This window comes from Candidatus Poriferisocius sp. (genome assembly GCF_965204145.1).
Lineage (GTDB): Bacteria > Actinomycetota > Acidimicrobiia > Acidimicrobiales > Bin134 > Poriferisocius.
In genome coordinates this window covers 678,900-699,532 of sequence record NZ_OZ241977.1, presented here as the reverse complement: position 1 = coordinate 699,532, position 20,633 = coordinate 678,900, and the positions used below count along the sequence as shown (strand labels likewise).

Annotated in this window: 18 protein-coding genes and 3 tRNA genes; 7 read left to right on the top strand and 14 right to left on the bottom strand. The window is 65.9% G+C overall.

Annotated features, from left to right (window positions below):
• Positions 1–12: 12 nt before the first annotated feature.
• On the bottom strand, positions 13–3,108 hold the full coding sequence (locus ACOGI7_RS03090) for an ABC transporter permease subunit (RefSeq protein WP_419850459.1): 3,096 nt from the start codon (positions 3,106–3,108) through the stop codon (positions 13–15).
• Between the two features lie 71 nt (positions 3,109–3,179).
• Here ACOGI7_RS03090 and ACOGI7_RS03085 point away from each other — a divergent pair, with 71 nt between their 5' ends.
• Together ACOGI7_RS03085 and ACOGI7_RS03080 are read left to right on the top strand one after the other, a co-directional pair.
• Positions 3,180–3,917 carry a maleylpyruvate isomerase family mycothiol-dependent enzyme gene (locus tag ACOGI7_RS03085; protein WP_419850458.1) on the top strand — a complete coding sequence of 246 codons (738 nt, stop codon included), beginning with the start codon at positions 3,180–3,182 and terminating at the stop codon, positions 3,915–3,917.
• Positions 3,918–3,960: 43 nt separating this feature from the next.
• Positions 3,961–5,127: an amidohydrolase family protein gene (locus ACOGI7_RS03080; RefSeq protein WP_419850457.1), complete on the top strand. Its 1,167-nt coding sequence runs from the start codon at positions 3,961–3,963 to the stop codon at positions 5,125–5,127.
• A 15-nt stretch (positions 5,128–5,142) separates the two neighbouring features.
• Here ACOGI7_RS03080 and ACOGI7_RS03075 read toward each other — a convergent pair whose 3' ends face one another.
• Complete coding sequence (locus tag ACOGI7_RS03075) at positions 5,143–5,883, bottom strand: NIPSNAP family containing protein (RefSeq protein WP_419850456.1); 741 nt, start codon at positions 5,881–5,883, stop codon at positions 5,143–5,145.
• Positions 5,884–5,885: 2 nt separating this feature from the next.
• Entirely contained in the window at positions 5,886–6,701 is an 816-nt protein-coding gene (locus ACOGI7_RS03070; protein WP_419850455.1) for an enoyl-CoA hydratase/isomerase family protein, read from the bottom strand.
• Between the two features lie 46 nt (positions 6,702–6,747).
• Here ACOGI7_RS03070 and ACOGI7_RS03065 point away from each other — a divergent pair, with 46 nt between their 5' ends.
• The 3 genes from ACOGI7_RS03065 to ACOGI7_RS03055 are packed head-to-tail and all read left to right on the top strand — an operon-like array spanning position 6,748 to position 10,098.
• Positions 6,748–7,737 (top strand): NADPH:quinone oxidoreductase family protein, encoded by a 990-nt coding sequence (locus tag ACOGI7_RS03065; protein WP_419850454.1) that lies wholly within the window; start codon positions 6,748–6,750, stop codon positions 7,735–7,737.
• 56 nt (positions 7,738–7,793) lie between these two features.
• A complete protein-coding gene (locus ACOGI7_RS03060) occupies positions 7,794–8,987 on the top strand; it encodes an LLM class flavin-dependent oxidoreductase (RefSeq protein WP_419850453.1) in 1,194 nt (397 codons plus the stop codon).
• Between the two features lie 7 nt (positions 8,988–8,994).
• Positions 8,995–10,098 carry a phosphotransferase family protein gene (locus ACOGI7_RS03055; RefSeq protein ID WP_419850452.1) on the top strand — a complete coding sequence of 368 codons (1,104 nt, stop codon included), beginning with the start codon at positions 8,995–8,997 and terminating at the stop codon, positions 10,096–10,098.
• A gap of 17 nt (positions 10,099–10,115) precedes the next feature.
• Here ACOGI7_RS03055 and ACOGI7_RS03050 read toward each other — a convergent pair whose 3' ends face one another.
• The 7 genes from ACOGI7_RS03050 to ACOGI7_RS03020 all read right to left on the bottom strand — a co-directional run bounded on the left by ACOGI7_RS03050 (position 10,116) and on the right by ACOGI7_RS03020 (position 16,912).
• On the bottom strand, positions 10,116–10,496 hold the full coding sequence (locus tag ACOGI7_RS03050; protein ID WP_419850451.1) for a hypothetical protein: 381 nt from the start codon (positions 10,494–10,496) through the stop codon (positions 10,116–10,118).
• 9 nt (positions 10,497–10,505) lie between these two features.
• Positions 10,506–11,222 (bottom strand): ABC transporter ATP-binding protein, encoded by a 717-nt coding sequence (locus ACOGI7_RS03045; RefSeq protein WP_419850450.1) that lies wholly within the window; start codon positions 11,220–11,222, stop codon positions 10,506–10,508.
• Positions 11,219–11,983, bottom strand: a complete 765-nt coding sequence (locus ACOGI7_RS03040; protein ID WP_419850449.1) for an ABC transporter ATP-binding protein — start codon at positions 11,981–11,983, stop codon at positions 11,219–11,221. Before ACOGI7_RS03040 ends, ACOGI7_RS03045 begins: the two co-directional genes overlap by 4 nt.
• A complete protein-coding gene (locus ACOGI7_RS03035) occupies positions 11,964–14,210 on the bottom strand; it encodes an ABC transporter permease (protein ID WP_419850448.1) in 2,247 nt (748 codons plus the stop codon). Before ACOGI7_RS03035 ends, ACOGI7_RS03040 begins: the two co-directional genes overlap by 20 nt.
• A 52-nt stretch (positions 14,211–14,262) precedes the next feature.
• Complete coding sequence (locus ACOGI7_RS03030; protein WP_419850447.1) at positions 14,263–15,903, bottom strand: ABC transporter substrate-binding protein; 1,641 nt, start codon at positions 15,901–15,903, stop codon at positions 14,263–14,265.
• Positions 15,904–15,992: 89 nt separating this feature from the next.
• A tRNA-Val gene (locus ACOGI7_RS03025) sits at positions 15,993–16,066 on the bottom strand.
• Between the two features lie 15 nt (positions 16,067–16,081).
• Positions 16,082–16,912 (bottom strand): inositol monophosphatase family protein, encoded by an 831-nt coding sequence (locus ACOGI7_RS03020; RefSeq protein WP_419850446.1) that lies wholly within the window; start codon positions 16,910–16,912, stop codon positions 16,082–16,084.
• Positions 16,913–16,974: 62 nt separating this feature from the next.
• Between ACOGI7_RS03020 and ACOGI7_RS03015 the strand changes: the two genes are divergently transcribed.
• Both ACOGI7_RS03015 and ACOGI7_RS03010 read left to right on the top strand, forming a co-directional pair.
• Complete coding sequence (locus ACOGI7_RS03015; RefSeq protein ID WP_419850445.1) at positions 16,975–17,538, top strand: hypothetical protein; 564 nt, start codon at positions 16,975–16,977, stop codon at positions 17,536–17,538.
• Between the two features lie 88 nt (positions 17,539–17,626).
• Entirely contained in the window at positions 17,627–18,430 is an 804-nt protein-coding gene (locus ACOGI7_RS03010) for a phosphatase PAP2 family protein (protein WP_419851446.1), read from the top strand.
• On the opposite strand, the gene ACOGI7_RS03005 is transcribed toward ACOGI7_RS03010, so the two are convergent.
• The 4 genes from ACOGI7_RS03005 to ACOGI7_RS02990 form a co-directional block, all read right to left on the bottom strand.
• A tRNA-Ile gene (locus ACOGI7_RS03005) sits at positions 18,390–18,462 on the bottom strand. The genes ACOGI7_RS03010 and ACOGI7_RS03005 overlap by 41 nt on opposite strands.
• 42 nt (positions 18,463–18,504) lie before the next feature.
• Positions 18,505–18,580: transfer RNA gene (locus tag ACOGI7_RS03000), tRNA-Asn, on the bottom strand.
• 34 nt (positions 18,581–18,614) lie between these two features.
• A complete protein-coding gene (locus tag ACOGI7_RS02995; protein WP_419850444.1) occupies positions 18,615–19,457 on the bottom strand; it encodes a DMT family transporter in 843 nt (280 codons plus the stop codon).
• Between the two features lie 58 nt (positions 19,458–19,515).
• The gene (locus tag ACOGI7_RS02990) at positions 19,516–20,625 is read right to left on the bottom strand and encodes an LLM class flavin-dependent oxidoreductase (protein WP_419850443.1); all 1,110 of its coding nucleotides are present in this window, start codon (positions 20,623–20,625) and stop codon (positions 19,516–19,518) included.
• Positions 20,626–20,633 lie beyond the last annotated feature (8 nt).

Genomic DNA, 20,633 nt, shown 5'->3' with positions numbered 1-20,633 from the left:
AGATAGTCGGCCTTATGTGGAGGTGGCTTCTCCGAGGTAGGCGGCGTCGAGCTGGTCGTGGTCCACCTCAGAGCGGGGGCCGTGCCAGGTGATGTGGCCCAGGCTGATGAACGCTACCGAGTCGGCGATCTCCAGTACGTCGCGGGCTTTCTCCTCCACCAACAGCAGGGCCACGCCCCGCTCTTTGAACTCGCTGAACAGCTCCAGAATCTGGTTCACGATGAGGGGCGCCAAACCCAGCGACGGCTCGTCGGCGATCAGCACTTCGGGAGGATGGGCCAGCAGCGGCGCCAGGGTGAGGATCTGCTGCTCGCCCCCGGAGAGGTTGCCAGCCAGCTGGTTCTGGCGCTCCCCCAAAATGGGGAACCGCTCACAGCACAGATCGCGGTCCTCAGGGCTGGGCAGCCAGAGCTGCATGTTCTCTCGGACGGTGAGGCCGCTGAAGATTCCCCGAGCCTCGGGGGCCAGCACCACGCCCCGGCGGGCCCGGCGGTGGCTGCGCAGCGCCGTGATGTCCTCCCCGTCGAGCCGGACGGTGCCGTGGGTGGCGGGCAGAAGGCCGGAAGCCACCGCGCAGGTGGTGGACTTGCCCGCGCCGTTGGGTCCCAGCAGCGCGGTGATCTCGCCCCGGGGCACCGACAGGTCGATGCCGTGAAGGGCCTCCACCAACCCATAACTGGCCCGCACGTTGACCAGCTCCAGCGCCGGCGGGTGATCGCCGACGTACTGATCGCCCATCTCCTCGGCTGGTTCCGGCCCTTCGGATGGAAGCGGAGCAGTCATGACCGGAGCCGGGATCGATTCAGTGGCCGGACTCGGCTCAACAGCTTCAGCCTCTCCCCGCCAGGCAGCGAGCCGCCGGCGCCAGGCGTCGCGGCGGGCTCGGTTCTGAGCGGCGGTGAACGCAAGGATCCCATCGGGCTCGCGGGCGAGTTGCATGGCGCCGAGGCCGAACATGAAGGCGGTGATGTTGCCGGCCTTGTCGTATTGGTCGAACCCGTCCCAATCGATGGGATACCAGGAGTACACCCGGGCCAGGCAGATGAAAGCCAAAACCGCCAGCACGCCGAGAATGGGCGGCGAGAACGGCAGTCCCACCTGACGGTCGCGGACGGCGGTGGCCAGCGCCACCGCCCCGAACACCGAGGCCACCAGCACCACGTGCCACGACTCCATCCAATCCCAGTGCCAGCCAGTTCCGAATGTGTGGCCGCTGGCCGCCACCATGATGCCGGCCATCACCGCGGCGCCAGGTCGGCGGATGCCGACCAAGATCACTACCGCCAGCCAGAACAGCCCGTTTTGGGTGGTGGCGGTGAACGGGGTCACGTTGCCAACGAACGTGGCAAAGAACACCCCGCCGAACCCGGCCAACAGCGCCGACAGGGCGAACACCGCCAGCTTGGTGCGCACGATTGAATGTCCTGAAGTGGCCGCGGCGGGTTCGGAGTTGCGTACCGCGATGATGGCCCGGCCGGTAACGGAGCGCTGGAGGTTGCGCACCAACCAGCCCGCAGCCAACACCAGAATCACCAACAGCACCGCCAGGGACTTCGCGTCTTGGAAGTCGAACGGCCCCAGTTGGGGGCGGGGGATGTCCCACCCCTTGGTGCCTTGGCCGTTTTTGAACCAGCTCCACTCGAACAGCACCCGCTCGCTCATGAAGGCCAGCGCCAGGGTGGCCAGGGCCAACGGCAAACCGCCCAGCCGCAATGCGGGCAAGGCCACAATAACTCCGAGCACCCCGGCGATGACCGTGCCCACAATCAGCGCAGGAATAAACGGCAGCCCCGTCTTGTCCAGTATCAACCCCGCGGTCATAGCTGCCATGGTCACGAACGCGGCTTGGGCCAAGCTCACCATGCCCCCGAGGCCGGTGAGCAGCACCCAGGACATGAACACCAGGGCGAATGCCAAGCCCGTAATCCACAGTCCCAACCAGAACTTGTCGGCGAATATAGTGACCTGAAGCACGATAAACGCCGCTCCCAGCAACCAGGGCAGGTGTTTTCGCGGTTGGGGCAGAACGAGCGCGTCTCCTTGAATCCAAGGCAAGCGCAATCTTCCCAGCCGAGACAGGGATATGCGCCAGTCCCGCAAATCGTCTGTGTACTCGGTGGCCGGAGGAGCGTCGGCCACCACGCCGCTGCGACGAGTTCGCTCCCGGGCCATGAACAGCAGCCCCACTAGCAGCACGACAAACGGCACCGAGTTGTGGAATCCCCGGATGTCCTGGGCGAACGTGGCGTACCGGCCCACCAAGCTGGTGACCACGCCCAGGGCCACCCCCCCAGCGAAGGCCAGCGGGATGGAGCGCAAACCGCCCACCACCGCGGCGGCGGTAGCGATGAACATGAACACGTTGTACTGATTGGACTCGAGGGAGTTGAACACCGGTGCGCCGACCACTCCGGCCAGCCCGGCCAGCATGGTGCCGATGATCCAGGCGGCCGAAGATGTGAACGACTCGTTGACCCCTCGCAAACCGGCCAAGTCGGGGCGGTCCACCACCGCCCGCATCTGGAGCCCTAGACGGGTATGGCGCATCAGCGCCCACAGGGCAACGGCGACGACTGCCGCTACCACCAGCACCGTCCACTGGTTGCTGCTAATGCGCAGTCTGATGTCATCAAGGCCGATAACATCCAGGTCGTAGGGCCAAGTTTTACTGGGCACCTTCCACACCCCGGGGGTGAGGTGCGCGCGGTCGGTGGACTTGAGGCCCCAATCCCACGTCTTGGTGCCCAAGTCGACCAGCAAATCGGTGAGCGCAGGCAACGCCACCAAAATTCCGATGGTGGCCATGACTTTGGCCGCGTCGTTGGCCCGGGCCAGGGGGCGGAACACCGCCACGTTCAGGAGCTGGCCGAGCAGCGGGCAGAACACCAGCACCACCAGGAAGAACGACAGCAGCCTCATGCCCAGGCTTTCGATGCCCAGGGCGTTGATGAGCTGGAAGTAGAGCATCGCCGAGGTGTAGGCGATCCCCCCGTAGGCCAGGTTGAAGATGCCGGTGGAGGTGTAGCTCAGCGTGAGCCCGGCAGCGATCAGCGAGTAGATGGAGCCGGCGATGGCCCCGCTCACGAGCAATTGGATGAACTCGCCCACCCGATTATTTCCCCCTGGACTATTCGACCTGCGCCACTCTAGTGGCCCGCCCCGATCAGTACATTTGTTGCATGGACGACGTGCTATTGGGCGACCTCGCCGCCGAACACCAGGTGTTGGACGATCTGGTAGCCCCACTGTCTGCGGAGGTGTGGGCCACGCCGTCGCCGTCGCCGGGGTGGACGCTGGCCCACCAGATCCACCATCTCGACGTGAGCGAGGGCGCGGCGCTGTTGGCCCTGACCGGTCGCAGCGATCAGATATTTTCTTCCGGGTACTGGCCCGGCCCTCCCCTGCCCGCCGACCCGGCCGAAGTGCTGGAGAACTGGCGGGCGTCTCGGGCCGCCAGCCTGGAGGCCATGTTCGCCCTGGACGCCAAAGACCCGGTGATCTGGGGCGACGGCCCCATGACTTGCCGCTCGTTTGCCACCGCCCGGCTGATGGAAACCTGGGCCCACGGGCTGGACTGCTTCACCACCGCCGGGGTCGAACCGGTGGACACCGACCGCATCCGCCACGTGGCCCACATCGGCTACCGGGCCCTCCCCTACGCCTTCCGGAGCCAAGAAGTGGAGCAGCCAGCCCCGCTGTCAGAACTACGACTGGAGCTGGTCTCACCGTCAGGCCAGGCCTGGACCTACGGGGAGGATGGCGCCCCCCAGAGCATCACCGGCACCGCATCCCACTGGTGCCGGGTCGCCACCCGTCGCATGGCTGCCGCCGACTCCGACCTCGTCACCCACGGCCCTCTCGCCGACGCGGTTCTGACGGTTGCCCGCGCCTACCTCTCCGACGGGGCGCCTACCTGAGTCCGACAAAGAAGCAGCCACGGAAAACGTGCCAAACTTGGGTATGACCGCAACGCGAGATCAGATCCGAGTCATCGACGTCGATACGCATTTGACCGAGCCCCACGACCTGTGGAGCAGCCGGGCGCCGGCGGACTATGTCGACCGGCTCCCGAAGGTGGCCGATGTGGACGGACGGCCTCACTGGGTCCTCGACGGGGAGCCCCTGGGCTTCGCCACCGCCAGCGGCGTGGTGCGCCCCGACGGCTCCAAGGCCCTGGGCACCGAGTTCTTCGGCTGGACCATCGACGACGTCCATCCCGGGGCCTACGACATGGACGCCCGAGTGGAGGTCATGGACCAGATCGGCGTCCACGCCCAGATCCTCTACCCCAACCTGGCCGGCTTCGGCAGCCAGAAGTTCGGCCAGATCGAAGACGTGGAGCTCAAGCGGCTGTGCGTGTCGGTGTACAACGACGCCATGGCCGAGATTCAGGAGAACTCCAGCGAGCGACTGTTCCCCATGGGGCTGATCCCGTGGTGGGACATCGAGGGCTCGCTGGCCGAGGCCGAGCGCATCGTGGGTCTGGGCCTGCGGGGCATTGTGATGTGCAGCGATCCCCAACTGCGGGGGCTGCCCGATCTGGGCGAGGAGGACTGGCGGCCGCTGTGGGAGTTCTGCTGCGACCACGAGCTGCCGGTGAACTTCCACATCGGGGCCAGCGAGAGCTCGATGGGCTGGTTCGGCACCTCGCCGTGGCCGTCGCAGGGCGACGACGAAAAGCTGGCCATCGGCTCGGCCATGATGTACCTGACCAACGCCCGGGTGCTGGCCAACCTGATCTTCTCCGGTGTGCTGGAACGCCATCCGACGCTCAAGATCGTGTCGGTGGAGTCGGGAGTCGGCTGGATCCCGTTCGTGCTGGAGTCGCTGGACTATCAGATGGACCAGCTCACTATCGAGGTCCAGTCCCAGTTCAGCCTGAGCCCAACCGAGTACTTCCGCCGACAGATGTACGGCTGCTACTGGTTCGAGGACCTGTCCCCCGACAAACTCATCAACCAAGTCGGACCCGAAAACGTGCTGTTCGAGACCGACTTCCCCCATCCCACCTGTCTGTATCCCTTCGGCCTCGAAGAAGCCTCCAACGCCCTAGGTGATGTAGACGACGACGTGGCCCGCAAAGTGCTCCAAGACAACGCCGCCGCCCTCTACAAGATCGCGGTCTAGCGGCGGGCAGCTCGCCTAGAGATCCTCGTAGTCGATCCGGTCGCTGCGCGCCGGTTGGCGGCCCGTTTTGAACGGGCACAGCGGGGCGTCTACCAGCAGGAATCGGTGCCAGCCTTCCACTAGGTCGTGGACAGCGGCCTGCCATCGGGCCAGGCCTGGGTCGGTGCGCTGGGCCTTCTCGAAGTCGGCCCATGCCTCCCAGGTGGGGATGGCCCACAGCAGGAAGGCCTCGTCGTCGGCCACCATGGCCGTTTGCCACGCGCCGGCCAGCTCCCAGCCGTAGGGTTCATAGGCGGGCATGGCGTCGGTACGCACCCGCTCCAAGAACTCGGCTGACGTTCCCCGCTTGAGGCTCACCTGCTCGTGGGCGTAGCACTCGCCGGTGACGCCGTCGGCGCACAGCTCCTCGATGGTCCGGGTCCAGGGGGCGGGCACCAGCAGCCTGTCGGTGCCGCCTTGGCGGTAGTTGGCCGCCTGGGCCCACCACTTGGCCAGCTTGGGGTCTTGGGCACCGGCACCCTGGCACTCGAGGCGGAATGAGGTGGCCATGCCGTCCCAGCCGTCCTCCTCCCACAGGTTCAGCACCTGGGGCCAGCCCCTGGTGGTTCCCACGATGGCCCACACCCCGTAGCAGAGCTGGTCGCGCTCGTCTTGGGCGATGGGCGACCAGTTGGCCGTCATGTGGTGCATGTAGTTGGCCCGGTTGTGGCCGATGATGTCGATGAACTCGTGGATGTAGAGCTTGTGGTTGGCCACGATCAATCCTTGTCACCGCGGTCGAAGTTCGGCGTGCGCTTGTTCAAGAAGGCGTCCACCGCCTCCCGATGATCGTCGGTGTCGAAGGTGATGGCCTCCAGGGCGAAGGCCAGGTCGTAGAGGCGGTTGACCCGGTCTTCCAGCTCCTTGTTGCACAGCCGCTTGTTGAACTCGACGGCGTGGCGGGGACCAGAGGCCAGCCGCTGGGCCATGGCGGTGGCGGAGGCCAGCACCTCCTCCGCGGGCACCACGTGGTTCACCAGGCCGAAGCGCTCGGCTTGGGCGGCGTCGAGGAGGTCGCCGGTCATCAGCAGCTCCTTGGCCCGGTTGAGCCCCACCAACAGCGGCCACAGCACCGCTCCCCCGTCGCCGGCCACCAGCCCGGCGTTCACGTGAGGGTCGCCGATGCGGGCGGCGTCGCTCAGATAGACGATGTCGCAGAACAGGGCCAGCGACGCCCCCAGCCCGATGGCATGGCCGTTGACCGCGGCCACCATCGGCTGGCGGACCCGCAACGCCCCCCGGGCGATGTCGATCCCGTCGTCGAGCAGGTCGGGACGCCCCTCGGGATACCCGGTTTCCAGGTTCTCCTCCATCACCGCGAAGTCGGCCCCCACGCAGAACGAGCGTCCCGCGCCGGTGAGCACCACCGCCCGCACCTCGGCGTCTTCAGCGATGCGGCGGTACAGGTCCCGCAGGTCGAGGTGCATCTGCTTGTTGAGGCCGTTGCCCCGGTCGGGCCGGTTCAGCGTGGCGGTGAGCACTCCGGAGGAATCGAGCTCGGTGGCGATGGTTTCCAATCCGTACCGGTCAGCCATGGCGCTAGCTTCGCACTTGGTGGTCCAGGTGGGCGAAGCTAGGCGGATGCGAGCTTGGGTGGTCGAAGGGTCGGGGGCGCCGGGTGAGGTGCTGCGGTTGGCTGACAGGGCCGCGCCCGATCCCCGGGAGGGAACGTTCCAGATGAAGGTGGGCGCGGTGGGCGTCGGCCTGCCCGACGTGTTCATGTGCCGGGGGGTGTATCCGCTGGGGCCGTCGGAGGGGTCGTTCACCCCCGGCCAGGAGGTGTGCGGGACGGTGGTAGAGGCCGGCGAGGGCGTGGACTTGGCCCCCGGCCAGCGGGTGATGGCCGTTACCTCGTTTCAGACCGGCGACGGCGGATTCGCCGAGCTGTGCCTGGGGCTGGGGAGCTCGGCGTTCACCGTGCCCGACTCCATGGACGACGCCGCCGCGGCCGGATTCTTGATCCCCTATCACACCGCCTGGATCGGCCTGGTGCGCCGGGGCGGGCTGAAGGCGGCCGAAACCCTGCTGGTGCTGGGCGCCGCCGGCGGCACCGGGGCGGCGGCCTGCTCGCTGGGCGCCGCGCTGGGAGCCCGGGTGATCGGGGTGGCCGGCGGACCGGAGCGCTGCGAGACCGCGGCAGGCTTCGGGGCCCACCAGACCGTGGACCACCGGGAGGGCGACATCGCCGCTGCGGTCATGGAGTTGACCGATGGACGCGGGGTGGACGTGGTGTACGACCCGGTGGGGGGCGACGCCTACACCGCCGCGTCGCGGTGCGCGGCCCGCGACGCCCGGCTGGTGATCATCGGGTTCGCCAGCGGCGAGTGGGCGCCGGTGAACGTCCGCCACATGGTGCAGCGCAACTACTCGGTGGTGGGGGCCATCCCCTCCCGCTACAGCCGGGAGGAGCGGCTGGCCGACCACCGCGAGCTCAGCGCGCTGTGGGACGCGGGCAGCATCGCCTCGGTGGTCACCGCCAATTACCCGTTTGAAGAACTTCCCGAGGCGATGAACGCTTTGGAATCCCGTGAGGTGATCGGCCGGGTGGTTTTGGACCTCTCGTCGGGCTGAGCCTGCCAAGAAACCGGCGAGTAGTCTGCGGGCGCAACGACAGAGGGAGGAGCATCGTGGAGTTCGCCATTTTCTTGCAGGGGTCGCCTCGCCGGGGCGGGGCCCGCAGCCCCTATTGGGAGCATCAGGCCTTTGAGAACGAGCTGGAGATGGTTCGGGTGGCCGACCAGCACAACTGGAAGTACATCTGGGTGAGCGAGCACCACTTCTTGGAGGACTACTCCCACACCTCGGCCAGCGAGGTGTTCATGGCCTACTCCTTCGCCCAGACCTCCCAGATCCACATGGGATCGGGCATCTTCAACCTGAACCCCATCGTGAACCACCCCCTCAAGCTGGCTGAGCGGGTGGCCATGCTCGACCACATGAGCAAGGGCCGGTTCGAGTTCGGCACCGGCCGGGGGGCGGGCAGCCACGAGATCGGCGGCTTCGGCCTCGACCCGTCGGATACCAAGGCCAACTGGGACGAGGTGATCTGGGAGTTCAAGAAGATCTGGGGCAGCACCGCCTACTCCCATCCCGACGGCACCGCCTTCCAGACCCCCGAGACCGGCACCTGGGGCACGTTCAACGTGCTGCCCAAGCCCTATTGCCACTCGCATCCGCCCATGTGGGTGGCCGCGGGCAACACCCCCACCTATGAGAAGGCCGCCCGCCACGGGTTGGGCGTGCTGGGGTTCAACGTGTCGGCCATCTACGACATGGCCCCCCACGTGGAGGCCTACAAGAACGCCATCCCCCATGCCGAGCCCGCTGGCGAGTACGTGAACGACAACGTGATGATCGCCAACGGCCTGGTGTGCTTGGAAGACGGCCAGGAGGCCCGCCGGGTGGTGTGCGAGCAGATGCAGCTCAGCTATCTCCAGTCGCTGGTGTTCAAGTACCACGACACCTTCCCCAAGCCCGAGGGCCTGCCGGTGTACCCCGAGCTGGTGCCCGAGCCCACCATCCAGGACGTGGAGGAGCGCATCGCGGCGGGGTTCCTGCTGTGCGGCGACCCCGACGAGGTGCTGGAGCAGGTGAAGCGCTACGACGAGATCGGCTGCGACCAGGTGTCGTTCGGCCTCCCCATCCAGCTCGACCACGAGGTCTGCCTGGAGACCATCCGGCTGTTCGGCACCCACGTGATCCCCAAGCTGGACAAAGACCCGCTGCATCGCAGCACCCGCCAGCGGATCGAGCACGGCGGTCCGCTGGAGATGACGCCCGATCCGCTGTATGAGGTGCCCAGGGCCGAGGAATACAATTAACGGTTCCATGAGCGACCAGGGACCCGACATCCTGGGGGCGAGAAGCGACCGATCCGAGCTGAGGGAACCACTGGCTGGGTGGCTGGCCGAGCGGCTCGGCGCTCGGAGCGTGGACATCGGCCCGTTCGAGGTGCCGTCGGGGGGCTACTCGGCGGAGACCCTGCTGTTCGACGCCACCGTGGACCGGGGCAGCGGCCCGGGGACCGAGCGCTATGTGCTGCGCCGGGAGCTGCCCGAGCCACCGGTGTACCCCCAGCAGGCGCCGGGCGAGCTCGACGTCGAGGTGGACATCCAGTACCGGGTCATGTCGGCAGTGGCCGCCCACAGCGATGCCCCCATCGCCCCGCTGATGGGTTATGAGGCCGATGAGTCCGTCCTTGGCGGGCCGTTTTTTGCCATGGGGTATGTGGGCGGCGACATCCCCCGAGAGGATCCCATCTACACCAGCGCCGGCTTCTTCTTCGACGCCCAGCCCGACCAGCGCCGCCAACTGGTGGACCGTGGGTTGCGAACCATGGCCCAGATCCACGCCATCGACTGGCAGGCCGCCGGTCTCGACTGGCTGGTGGCCACCGGCGACCGGCCGGGCACCGCCACCCAGGTGCGGATCTGGCGGGACTACTCCGACCGGGAGCTCGACGGCCGAGACCACCCGATCCTCGAGGCCGGGTTCGAGTACCTCTACGAGAACATGCCCGCCGACGACGGACTGTGTCTGAACTGGGGCGACGGGCGGCCCGGCAACATCATCTGGCAGGATTTCGAGCCCGCCTGCGTCACCGACTTCGAGGCCGCCTGCATCGCCTCACCGCTGGTGGACTTGGGATGGTGGCTCATGTTCGACCGGTGGTCGCACGAGCACATGGGCGACCAGCCCCGCCTGGAAGGCGAGCCCTCTCGGGCCGAGCAGCGGGATCTGTACGCCGCTCACGCCGGGAGTGATCCGGGCGACACCACTTGGTATGAGGTGTTCGCCGCGGCCCGCTACACCGCCATCGTGGTGCGGGTGATGAACCGCACCGTGCTGCGGGGCGATATGCCCGCCGACAACCCGTTCTGGCTGGAGAACCCCTCCAGCGACTGTCTGCGGGCCCTGCTCGACGAGCTCTGAGCCCGGCGCCCTTTGCGCTAGCTGCCCACCACCCGGTCGGTCTGCTCGCGGTATTCGTACACGAGCCGGACCAGCCAATAGCGCATAAAGCGCTTGAATGAGCTGATCGTGATCATCACCAGGCCGATAAGCGTCAGGCTAAGGCCAAATATGGCCGAGACAATCAAGTCAAGGTGGTTGGACTGATGGAGGGTGGTGCCCTCGGTGTCGTAGGCCTTGCCCGTCAAGACGAAGGAGACCACCGTGAAGGCCAGGCCGGCCAAGGTAAGGATCAAGCCGATGCGGAACACCCACCGGTCGGGGTTGGCCCGGCCGCCGGAAGCGCGGAGCTTGGATACCTCGTCGTGGAACTCGTCGAGCCGGCTGCTGTCGCCAGTGGCGTCGGTTGTGTCACTCATGGTGTCTCCTCAGGACATGCCTAGATAGGCGGCGGTCAATTCTTCAGCGATCTCTTCGGGCGGCCCGGTGCGCTGGATTCGGCCGTGAAGCATGATGGCGGCCTCATTGGCCACACCCAGAACCGCTTGGGCGAACTGCTCCACAATCAGGATGGACAGTCCGGCTTCAGCCAGGGTGGCCACCTGCTCGTACAGCTCCTCCACGATGATGGGCGCCAGCCCCATGGAAAGCTCGTCGAGCATCAGCAGGGCCGGGTCGGTGGACAGCGCCCGGGACATGGCCAGCATCTGCTGCTCGCCGCCCGACAGCGTGCCCGCCATCTGGCTGCGGCGCTCCTGCAAACGGGGGAACTGGGCGAAGGCCCGCTCCTGTACGTCTTTGTAGGAAACACCGGCATAGGTACACATCCGCAGGTTTTCGGCCACGGTCAGGTTGGGGAAGATGCCCCGGCCCTCGGGGATCAAGCACACCCCGGCCCGGGCCAAGCTGTCGGGGGAGACCCCGTTCACCTCGTGGCCGTCGAGCAGCACCGAGCCGGCATGGGGCTGGATCTGGCCGCTGGCCACGGCCAGGGTGGTGGTCTTGCCCGCCCCATTGGGCCCCAACAGGGCGTATACCGTGCCGGGCATAACCCGGAGGTCCACCCCGTGCAGCACGTCGATGGTGCCATAGCCGGCCCGGATGCCGACCAGCTCCAACAGCGGGGTTGCCGTCTCGTCGCTCATCCGTCGAGCTCCGCGTAAGCCCCTCGAAATTCGTCGCCGCCCAGATATGCGGCCCGAACAGCAGAGTCAGCCTGTACCTCCATGGGGGTGCCCACCGCGATGATCTTGCCGAAGTCCAGCACGTGGATGCGGGCGCACACCCCCATCACGAAGCTCATGTCGTGCTCCACCAGCAGCACCGCGAGATCGTTGTCTTTGTCGGCCACCAGCTCAAGCAGGAGTTGGCCGATGGAGGAGGTCTCCTCTTCGTTCAGCCCAGACGACGGCTCGTCCAACAACAGCGCACGGGGGCGACAGGCCAAAGCCCGGGCCAGCTCGACCAGGCGGGCGCTGCCAGTGGGAAGCGTGCCCACGGTCACGTCGGCTACGTCGTCGAGGCCCACTTTGCCCAGCATCTCGTGGGCCACATCGTTGACCCGCCGGTGCTTCCACTTGGTGCGGTGGTTCTTCTCCACCGCGACCCTCACGTTGTCGAACGCGCTCAGCGTGTTGAACGCCTCCAGCTTCTGGAACGTGCGGGCGATGCCCATCTGCGAGCGCTTGGCCACCCCGGCTCGGGTGATGTCGACGCCGTCGAACTTCACCGTGCCGCTGGTGGGGGGCAAAAGGCCGGTGACCACGTTGAACAGGGTGGTCTTGCCCGCGCCATTGGGGCCGATGAGGCCGGTGACCAGACCGGGGTCGACGTCCACCGAGGCATTGTCGAGGGCCACCACGCCGCCGAAGCGCATGACCACTTGCTCAGCTTCGAGAAGTGCCATAACCCTCCTTCGGTACCACTTCGTCCAGGATCCCCAGCCGTCGGTCGATGGCGATCACCTCTTCGGGGGTGAAAGGCCGCTCTATGCCCAGTTCGCCGATCTCCGGCTCGCGCTTTTGGGCATTCTCGGCCGCGATCTCGGCCCGGGCGTCGCTGCGCCACGGCAGGATGGGCGAAAACCCCCGGCCCATCTCGAAAATTGCCCCCCGAGGATTGAACACCATGCCGAGCACCAGCAACCCCGGTCCATAAGTAGTCATGATGTCGAGCAGCGTGACCAGAAAATCCACATTCCCAGAATCTTCCAGCCGGTGTCCCAGCCCGGTGAACAGCGGAATGAAGATCAAGAAGATGCCAGCCACCGGTATGGACACTCCGGCGGCCGCCACCAACAGCACGATATTGAACCCGATTAGCAAGTCAAATCCCTGCACGCTGTCGACGTTGCCCGAAACAGTGGCCCAGAACACCCCTGCAATGCCGGCTATGACCGCTGAAAGGGCATACACCACAACCTTGGTCCACACCACTGGTACCCCGAGGGTGGCTGCCGCGGCCTGCGAGTCATTGATGGCCATCCATCTTCGCCCATACCGAGACCGTCGCAGCAGTACCAGCGCGTAGACAACGACAGCGAATACGCACATCAGCAACAGGAAGAAGCCCCGGCGGTCGTCGAAGGTAACGCCGAACAGCTCAATGTGGGGAAACTGCCGACCGGTCCCGATGATGGGCATAACCCACGGGTTGGGGAAGAAGATAAGCGACATCGCCTGGGCGAAGGCCATAGTCATGAGAGCCAGATACAGCCCCCTGAGACGGGCGGCGGGAAGGGCTACCAAGGCACCCAAGGGCGCGCATAGTAGCCCTACCAGGAGGATCCAGTAGCCGTTGTCGATATCTCTGATGTCCTGGGGATCCAAGCCCAGTCGATCCAACCCCAGGAACGTGACCCACCCTCCACCTATCACCTTCAGGTACACAAAGGCGCCGAATCCGGCAAAGGCCAACGGCGCGAAGTTGATCTGACCGGCCCAGCCGATCAAGGGAACCAGCGATAAGCCGATGAGAGCCAGGGCCATGGCTTCATTGGCCGAGTTCAGCCCTCGGCTGTCCCAGGCACCAGGATCCCAGATTCCGAAGTTCAACCAGCCGCCGGAGAACGCCACCGCCAGCAGAATGATCACCCCGCAGCCGATGAGTCCCTCCCACCACTTGGTGAAGCGCTCGTGGCGACGGAGATGATGAGCCAGCCGTCCTACTTCCAGGCGGGCCTGGGGCAAGGCTATGACCACGAACAGCAGCAACAGCGGGGCAACAGCGAGGTGGGCGAAGCGGAAATCGGATCCGAAGTCCAGCCAGGCCACTGTGTGGGCTCGCAGCAGTCCGATCAACATGGCGCCGATCACCGCCAAGGGCAGGTTCCTCAGTGCTCCAAAGGCCGCCGCGGCAAAAGCGATGATGACCACGCTGTTAAGAGTTGCCGGATCGAGGCCGAGCTCCGGAGCGATGAGGATGCCCCCCAGCGCACCCAGCATGGAGCCCAGTGCCCAGGAGGTAGACGACACCACGTTGGGACGAGCCCCGTTGAGAGCAGCCAGCTCCCTGTTGTCCACCACCGCACGCATGGCCGTGCCGATGCGGGTGCGGCGAAGCAAATATCGCATGGCCACGGCAATGGCGATAGCCACCACAAACACGATGAGCCGGTGCCAGGGAAGCTGAGACGGTCCCAAGTCAATGCCGTTGTTGATGCCGAACAAATACGGCACCCGGCGGGCAGTATCGGCCTCCCAGATGTCGCCCACCACCGACAGCAGCAGCACCATGATTGCCACGGTGACCATGAGCTGCACTACCAGCGACGCGGTGCGCAGGCGCCTCATGATCACTATGTCCAGCACCACGCCCAGCGCAGGTGCGAACAGGCCCACCACCACGAACAGGGCGAGGATGGAGTGCCAGCCCCGATTTACGTGGAGTTCCCAATAAAAGAATGCCGCGAACACGCCGATGGCACCCTGGGCGAAGTTGAAGACCCCGGTGGTGGTGTACACCACCACCAAACCGGTGGCGTACATGGCCCACAGGGCACCGAGGAAGAGCCCGATGTAGGTGGTGACCAGGAAGGTCTCGCTGGTGACCGGGGCACCTTTCCAGGTGAAGACAGCGATGATCACCGCCGCCAACGTCCCCAGTGAGGCGGCAACCGCAACCGATCGACGCACCCCGAAGATCACAAGAACTCAGACCTTCCTGGCCTCCTCACTTCTGTCCTGGCTAGCCGCCGAACTCAGCTCCCCAGTCTCGGGTCAGGCCGACCACGTTGTCGGGGTTGCAGTCCAGTTCGCCCCGCTCTTGCGGGTGTACCCGGACGAATTCGTTGTTCTGCACCTGCATCAGCATGAAGCAGGGCATGATGTTCTCGGTGGTGGAGTAGTCCGCCGGGCTCCACCAACCGTTCGCGTCGAACGACGTCAGATTGCGAGCACCGTCAAGCACCGCCTGGCGGGTGAGGCCGTTGGGACCACTCTCAGCCACGATGCCGTTTACGACCTGCTCGAACAGCACGCCATCGGCCCATGAGCCCGCGGCCCATGCCGGCGGGAACGGGTCATCAATGGCCTCCATGAAGTCGGCCAGCTCTTGGTTGGTGTCGGTCTCATCGAACGGCAGGAACCAGATCCACATGTAGGTGTTTTCCACCACATCACCGGCTTCCAGGAAGCTGGGGGTATAGCAGGCCAACTGGCACATCCAAATCACACTGTCGGTATCCAAGCCCTGAGCTTCGGCCTCGCTGCGCCACTTGATCATGGACTGATCGTCGGAGCCGGAGTAGGCGAAATTGGAGTCGTTGTCCCGCATGATCTGGATGTAGGCGCCGTACTCCGACTGGGTGGTGAACCCGCTCACGCCAGGCTCGCCGTCGATGACAACGCCGATCTCCTGGAAGGCCCGCACCTGGGGCATCGACGTGGCGATGGTGGAGGGCAGGTCGGAGGGGATCAGGTACACCCCGTTGATATTGGGCTCAATGTTCTCCAGAAGCCACTGCACGTGGCCCACCTGGCTCTGCACGGCCCGGTCGCCGGTGCCGGCGTAGGGGCACTCGCTGTTGGGCCGGCTGGTGGCAAACGTCACCACCGAGCACTGGTGGGGCGGCTCCGTGGTGATGTAGGCGAAGTCGGGCACACCGATTTCGTTGCCCTGGGCATCGGGGCAGGACTGGAGATCGGTGGTGTCAAGGGCGAACAGAGCGGTGGTACCCACCAGTGCGAACGCGTCTTCGCAGGCCACCAGGAAGCCGTTGGTGGTCTCGGTGGGGTTGATAGCTGAGTCGTGCTCGATCACCTCGACCTGGCGGCAGGCCAAGCCGCCCTCGGCGTTCACATGGTTGGCCCATGCTTTGACACCGTCGATGGAGCCCTGGAACAGGCCGGGCGCCAGCGGGGAGCCGACATCGGCCATGACCAGCACGGTGATGGTGTCTTCAGTGATACCGATATCGGTGGCTTCGAGGTCCACGGCCTCACACGGGTCGACTTCGGGTTCCTCAGTCGCAACCGGCTCAGCATCGGAGTCGTCCATGGAGTCATCACCCATGTCATCGTCCATGGAGTCATCACCCATGTCATCGTCCATGGAGTCATCACCCATGTCGTCGTCCATGGAATCGTCACCCATGTCGTCGTCCATGGAATCGTCACCCATGTCGTCGTCCATGGAATCGTCACCCATGTCGTCGTCCATGGAGTCATCACCCATGTCGTCTGGCGCCTCGGTGGGCGCGGGAGCACCCGAATCATCGTCGTCGTTGCCACCGCACGACGCGGCGACAAGGGCGAATACAGCCAACAGACAAATGAGCCAGCGGAAGTGCTTCACGTTTCCCCCTTCAAAGGACCGGCGCGCTCCCATACCGCGGCCGGTGATATGACCGGGTGCCATTGTTACCCATCCCGCCACCTTCTCCCAAATGCTCAGAAATTCGATTCCGAGACCGTGAGTGGGCGCGGAGGGACTTGAACCCCCGGCCTCTTCCTTGTAAGGGAAGCGCTCTTGCCATCTGAGCTACGCGCCCGGTGCAACGGCCAGGCTAGTGGTGTTCTGCGGCCTCTCCCGCACCAATAGCGGCAGGGTCGTCGGCGCCGAATGTGCGCCGTTGGGCCAGCACTTCGTCCAGCAGCGGCAGGGTGGCAGCCGCCACCGGGTAGCGCCGCTCGGCCAGATCGATGGGAAGCAACTCTCGCCCCCAGGCCTCGCCCATGGCCACTCCGGCCTCGGCGCACACCAATGCGGCACCCAGGTAGTCCCAGGTGGAGTGCCCTTCGTTGGTGCAATCGATGTAGGCGTCGAGAACCCCCTCGGCCACCGCGGTCATATCCAGGGCAATCGACCCCAGCACCCGGTATTGCCTCCAGCCCAGATGCCGGGGGGGAATGTAGGTCAGCCCCACCGTCGCCGCCCCCAGAGACTCCTGTCCCGACGGCCCTGATCCCCGATGGGGGTCATCGTCGAGCGGCGGGGCCAGCGGGCGGCCGTCGACGGTGGCCCCTCGGCCCCGCACGGCGCGATAGGCCTTGCCGTTCGCCAGGTTGAGCACCAGTGCGGCCCGCAGCCCATCGGAGTCGACCGCGCAAAAGCTGGTGGAGTACCACGGCAGGCCACGGGCCGCATTGGTGGAGCCATCCACCGGGTCGAGCACCACCACGAGCTCCCGGTCGGCGTCGTGCAGTCCCGATTCCTCGCTGTACACCCCGAAGCCGGCCTCGGCCAGCACCTCTCGGGCCGCTTCATCGGCGGCCACGTCGAAGCTGTACTGGCCTTCCCGGTTGCCGGTGAGCTGGCCACCGTCGATCCGGGCTACTGCCTCGGCCACCCGGGCCGCGGCCCGGTCGAAGACTGCCAGAATCCGGTCGCCGTCCACCGGGGTGAAACTAACCGCTATTGGATAGCCAGCACGGTCAATTTCGTGGCAGTGTGGGGTTCTTGGCTGTCGTCGATATCGCCACCTTCATCGCCGATCTCAAGGACCATGCCGTTGATCACGGCTTCCATGTCCACGATGATCGCCATTTCGTGGAGACCTACTCCATGCGCCAGGCCTGGGAGGTTGACCTGCACCCCGCGGCTGCCTGCGGCGGTCCGCTCGACGTACACATCGCGCTGGAGGTTGACCCCCGGGTGATGCTGAGCTTCGAGGACCATGTGATGGAGCTGCCCGAGGGAGTGGAGCCCACCGAGGACTTCAAGCTGCCCATGGTGGTGTCGTGGAGCCTGCCGCCGCTGCCCGACGGCCCCGACCTGCTGCTATTGGCCACCGACCTGGCCGGTATCGGCGGCATGGAATTGCCCCTGGACGTGTCGGCCATCGACGCCTACGCCGCGGTCACCGATGCTCCCGAGCGGAGCATCTCCATCACGGCCCGGGTGGAGGTGTCGATCAGCGGCATGTTCACCGGCCAGGAGTGCCTCGGCGGCGTGATGCCCAAAGTGGCTGAGATCAGCGAGTTCCTGCTCGACCGGGCGCCCGCCTGGCTGGGCGATATCTGAGCGCATCCGGATCCCCGCTGCCGCCGGCAATGACCGCCGGTAGATGTGGTGGAAACCCCCGGTAACGAATCGGTAACATTAAGGTCCCATGGTTCGCCAGCTTAAGATCATCGTCGCGCCGGAAATCGCCGGCGGCGCGCGGAGCTGGCGCAATTTCCCAGGTCAAGTCCTGATTGTGACGGTGGCCGCGCTCATTTACTTCGGTGTGCGGATGATCACCAAAGGGGCGGAAGTCGCCGCGTTCAAGAACGCCTACGACCTGCTGACCTTCGAGTCCACGCTGGGGCTGGACTTCGAGGCCTGGTCTCAGTCGGCTGTGCTCGACTACCACTGGCTGGTCACCTTTTTCAACTGGGTGTACATCTGGCTGCACTGGCCGGTGATCATCGGAGCCCTCCTGCTGCTCTACCACTACAACCGGAGCCGCTACACCCTGATGCGCAACGCCATGATCGTCTCCGGCGCGCTGGGCCTGGTGTTCTTCGCCTTCTTCCCGGTGGCCCCGCCCCGGTTCTTCGACGGGTTCACCGACACGGTCACCGAGCTGTCCACCTCCTACAAGTACCTCCAGCCCCCGTCGGTGGTGAACAAGTACGCCGCTTTGCCCAGCTTTCACGTGGGATGGAACGTGCTGGCCGGGGTGATCTTGTTCCGCACTGTCCGGTCGATCCCGGTCCGGATCTTCGCGGTGGCCTCCCCGCTGCTGATGTCGGTCGCCGTGGTGCTCACCGGCAACCACTGGGTGATCGACGGCTTCGTTGGCATTGCGCTGGCCATGATCGGCCTGTACGTCGCCCACCGCCTGGGCTGGCTCACCCGCCGCTGGCAGGAGCCGAGCGAGGAAGAAGAGGTGGGCCCGGCGGGGATCGAACCCGCGACCGAGCGATTATGAGTCGCCTGCTCTGACCACTGAGCTACGGGCCCGCCGCCAGCCTATTGGGCGGGCTTCCCCATCTGGTGCTGGTTTGGCTCCGGGGGTGAGACTCGAACTCACAACCTAGCGGTTAACAGCCGCTTGCTCTGCCGGTTGAGCTACCCCGGATCAGCCTGTGATTTTACCCTGCCCACCGGCTGGCTCACTCATCCAATATGACGGCGAGCACCGAAATCGCCACCAAGGGGACACCTAGCCACTGCAATCCGCCGAGCTGCTCGTCGAACAAGAACCAGGCCCACATCACGGCCAGGCCCGGGGCGGTCATGTTCAAAAGCGAGATGGTGCGCAAAGACACGTACCGGTGGCTGTAGTTGAACGTTAGGTGGGCCACTCCGGCGGTCACCGCCATGGCGGCGGCCACCCCCCAGCTCCAGGTGTCGCTTATGAACAGGGGGTCGAACGACAACAGCGCGATGGGCAGCATGAGGGCGGCGGCGATGGTGGACCAGCCCGCCTGATACTCCAGCGCGGTCAGGTGATTGCGGGCGATGCGGGAAGCCACCAGGTAGCCGGAGAAGGACATCACGGCCACCACCGCCAGCACATCGCCGGTGAGCGATCCGCCCCCGCTGCTCCCTGAGCGGCCCAGCAGCATCATCACCATCCCGGCGATGGCCACCGGGGTGGCCACGATCACCCGGTAGCTGATCTGCTCCTTGAAGATCCGGCTGGCGGCCCACAGCAAGAAGATGGGGGCGGTGGCGCCGATGACCATGGCGTTGGCCACCGACGTGGTCTTGATGGCGGTGAAGAACGTGGCCCCGTTGACGGTGAACACCACCCCGCCGGCCAACGAGTGGCGCAGCACCCGGCGGTCTAGCCGGCCGCCCCGCAAGTGCAGCGCAGCCACCGCCCAGGCCGCGGCCCCGATCAGCCGCCAGAACGCGAACGGCAGGGCCCCGAACTCGTTGTCGCGAACGAAGACCGGACCCCAGCTGAATAAGAAGACGCCGGTGGCCGCGGCCCACATCCCCAAGCCCATGCCGGACTTGGACGTAGGGGCACCGGCGGTTCCCGGTCCCGAGGCGGGTGGCGAAGAGCTAATGGTCGAACGCCGGCAACACGTGGCGGCCGAGGAGCTCGATGGACGCCATGACCTTGTCGTGGGGGATGTTGTAGGGCTGCACCGCGCAGAACAGCAGGTCGGTGCCGATCTCCTCATAGCCCTTGGCCAGGCGGATCACCTGGTCGGGATCGCCGATCAGCGCGGTGCCCATCTCCACCAGCCCCTCCAGGTTCATGGCCTGCTCGGCCATGCCGCTGTCGAGCAACTCGGTGATCGCGCCGAGGTACTGGAAGTCGTTGAACTCGAGGTTGCGGTCGGCCTGCCAGGCGGGCATCGAGGCCGAGAGCTGCAACCCGGCGATGGGGTACCACTCGAACGATTGCCGCCCCACCTCGTAGGCCTCCTCGGTGGTGGGCGCGCAGTGCACCATGGTGAAGCTGGCCACCCGGTTGTTGATGCGCCCGCCCACCGGGTTGGCGCAGTCGGCGATGGCACTGCGGTAGATGTCGATCTTGTTCTTCAGGTCGGGCATGGGCACGAACACGCTGAACGACAGCAGCCCCATGCCCATGGAGCCCACGATGTGGTGGGTTTCGTCGCTGCCCGCCGCAGCCCACATGGGCGGGCACGGCTTCTGGAGGGGCTTGGGGATCACCCGGCGCCGGGGCATCGACCAGTACTCGCCCTCGAAGCTGTGCTCGTCGTTCATCCAGCAGCCGGCGATGTGCTCCACGGCCTCGGTCCACATGGCCCGGGTCTCGTTGGGGTCGATGCCGAAGCCCTCCAACTCGGCCCGGCTGTTGGATCGGCCGGTGCCGAACTCCACCCGGCCCCCGCTGATCACATCCAAGGTGGCGGCCGACTCGGCCGAGCGCACCGGATGGTTGTAGGGCTTGGGAGCGAGCCGCACCCCGTAGCCGATGCGTATGTTCTCGGTGCGGGCCGCGATGGCGCCGTAGAGCACCTCGGGGTTGGAGCAGTGGGAGTACTCCTCCAAGAAGTGGTGCTCCACCGTCCACACGCTGTCGAAGCCCAGCTTGTCGGCCAAGATGGCCTGTTCCAGCACCTCGGCGTAGGCGCGGCGCTCGCTGTCCTCGTCCCAGGGGCGGGGCACGGGGATCTCGTAGAACAGGGCGAACCTCATTGGTTGGA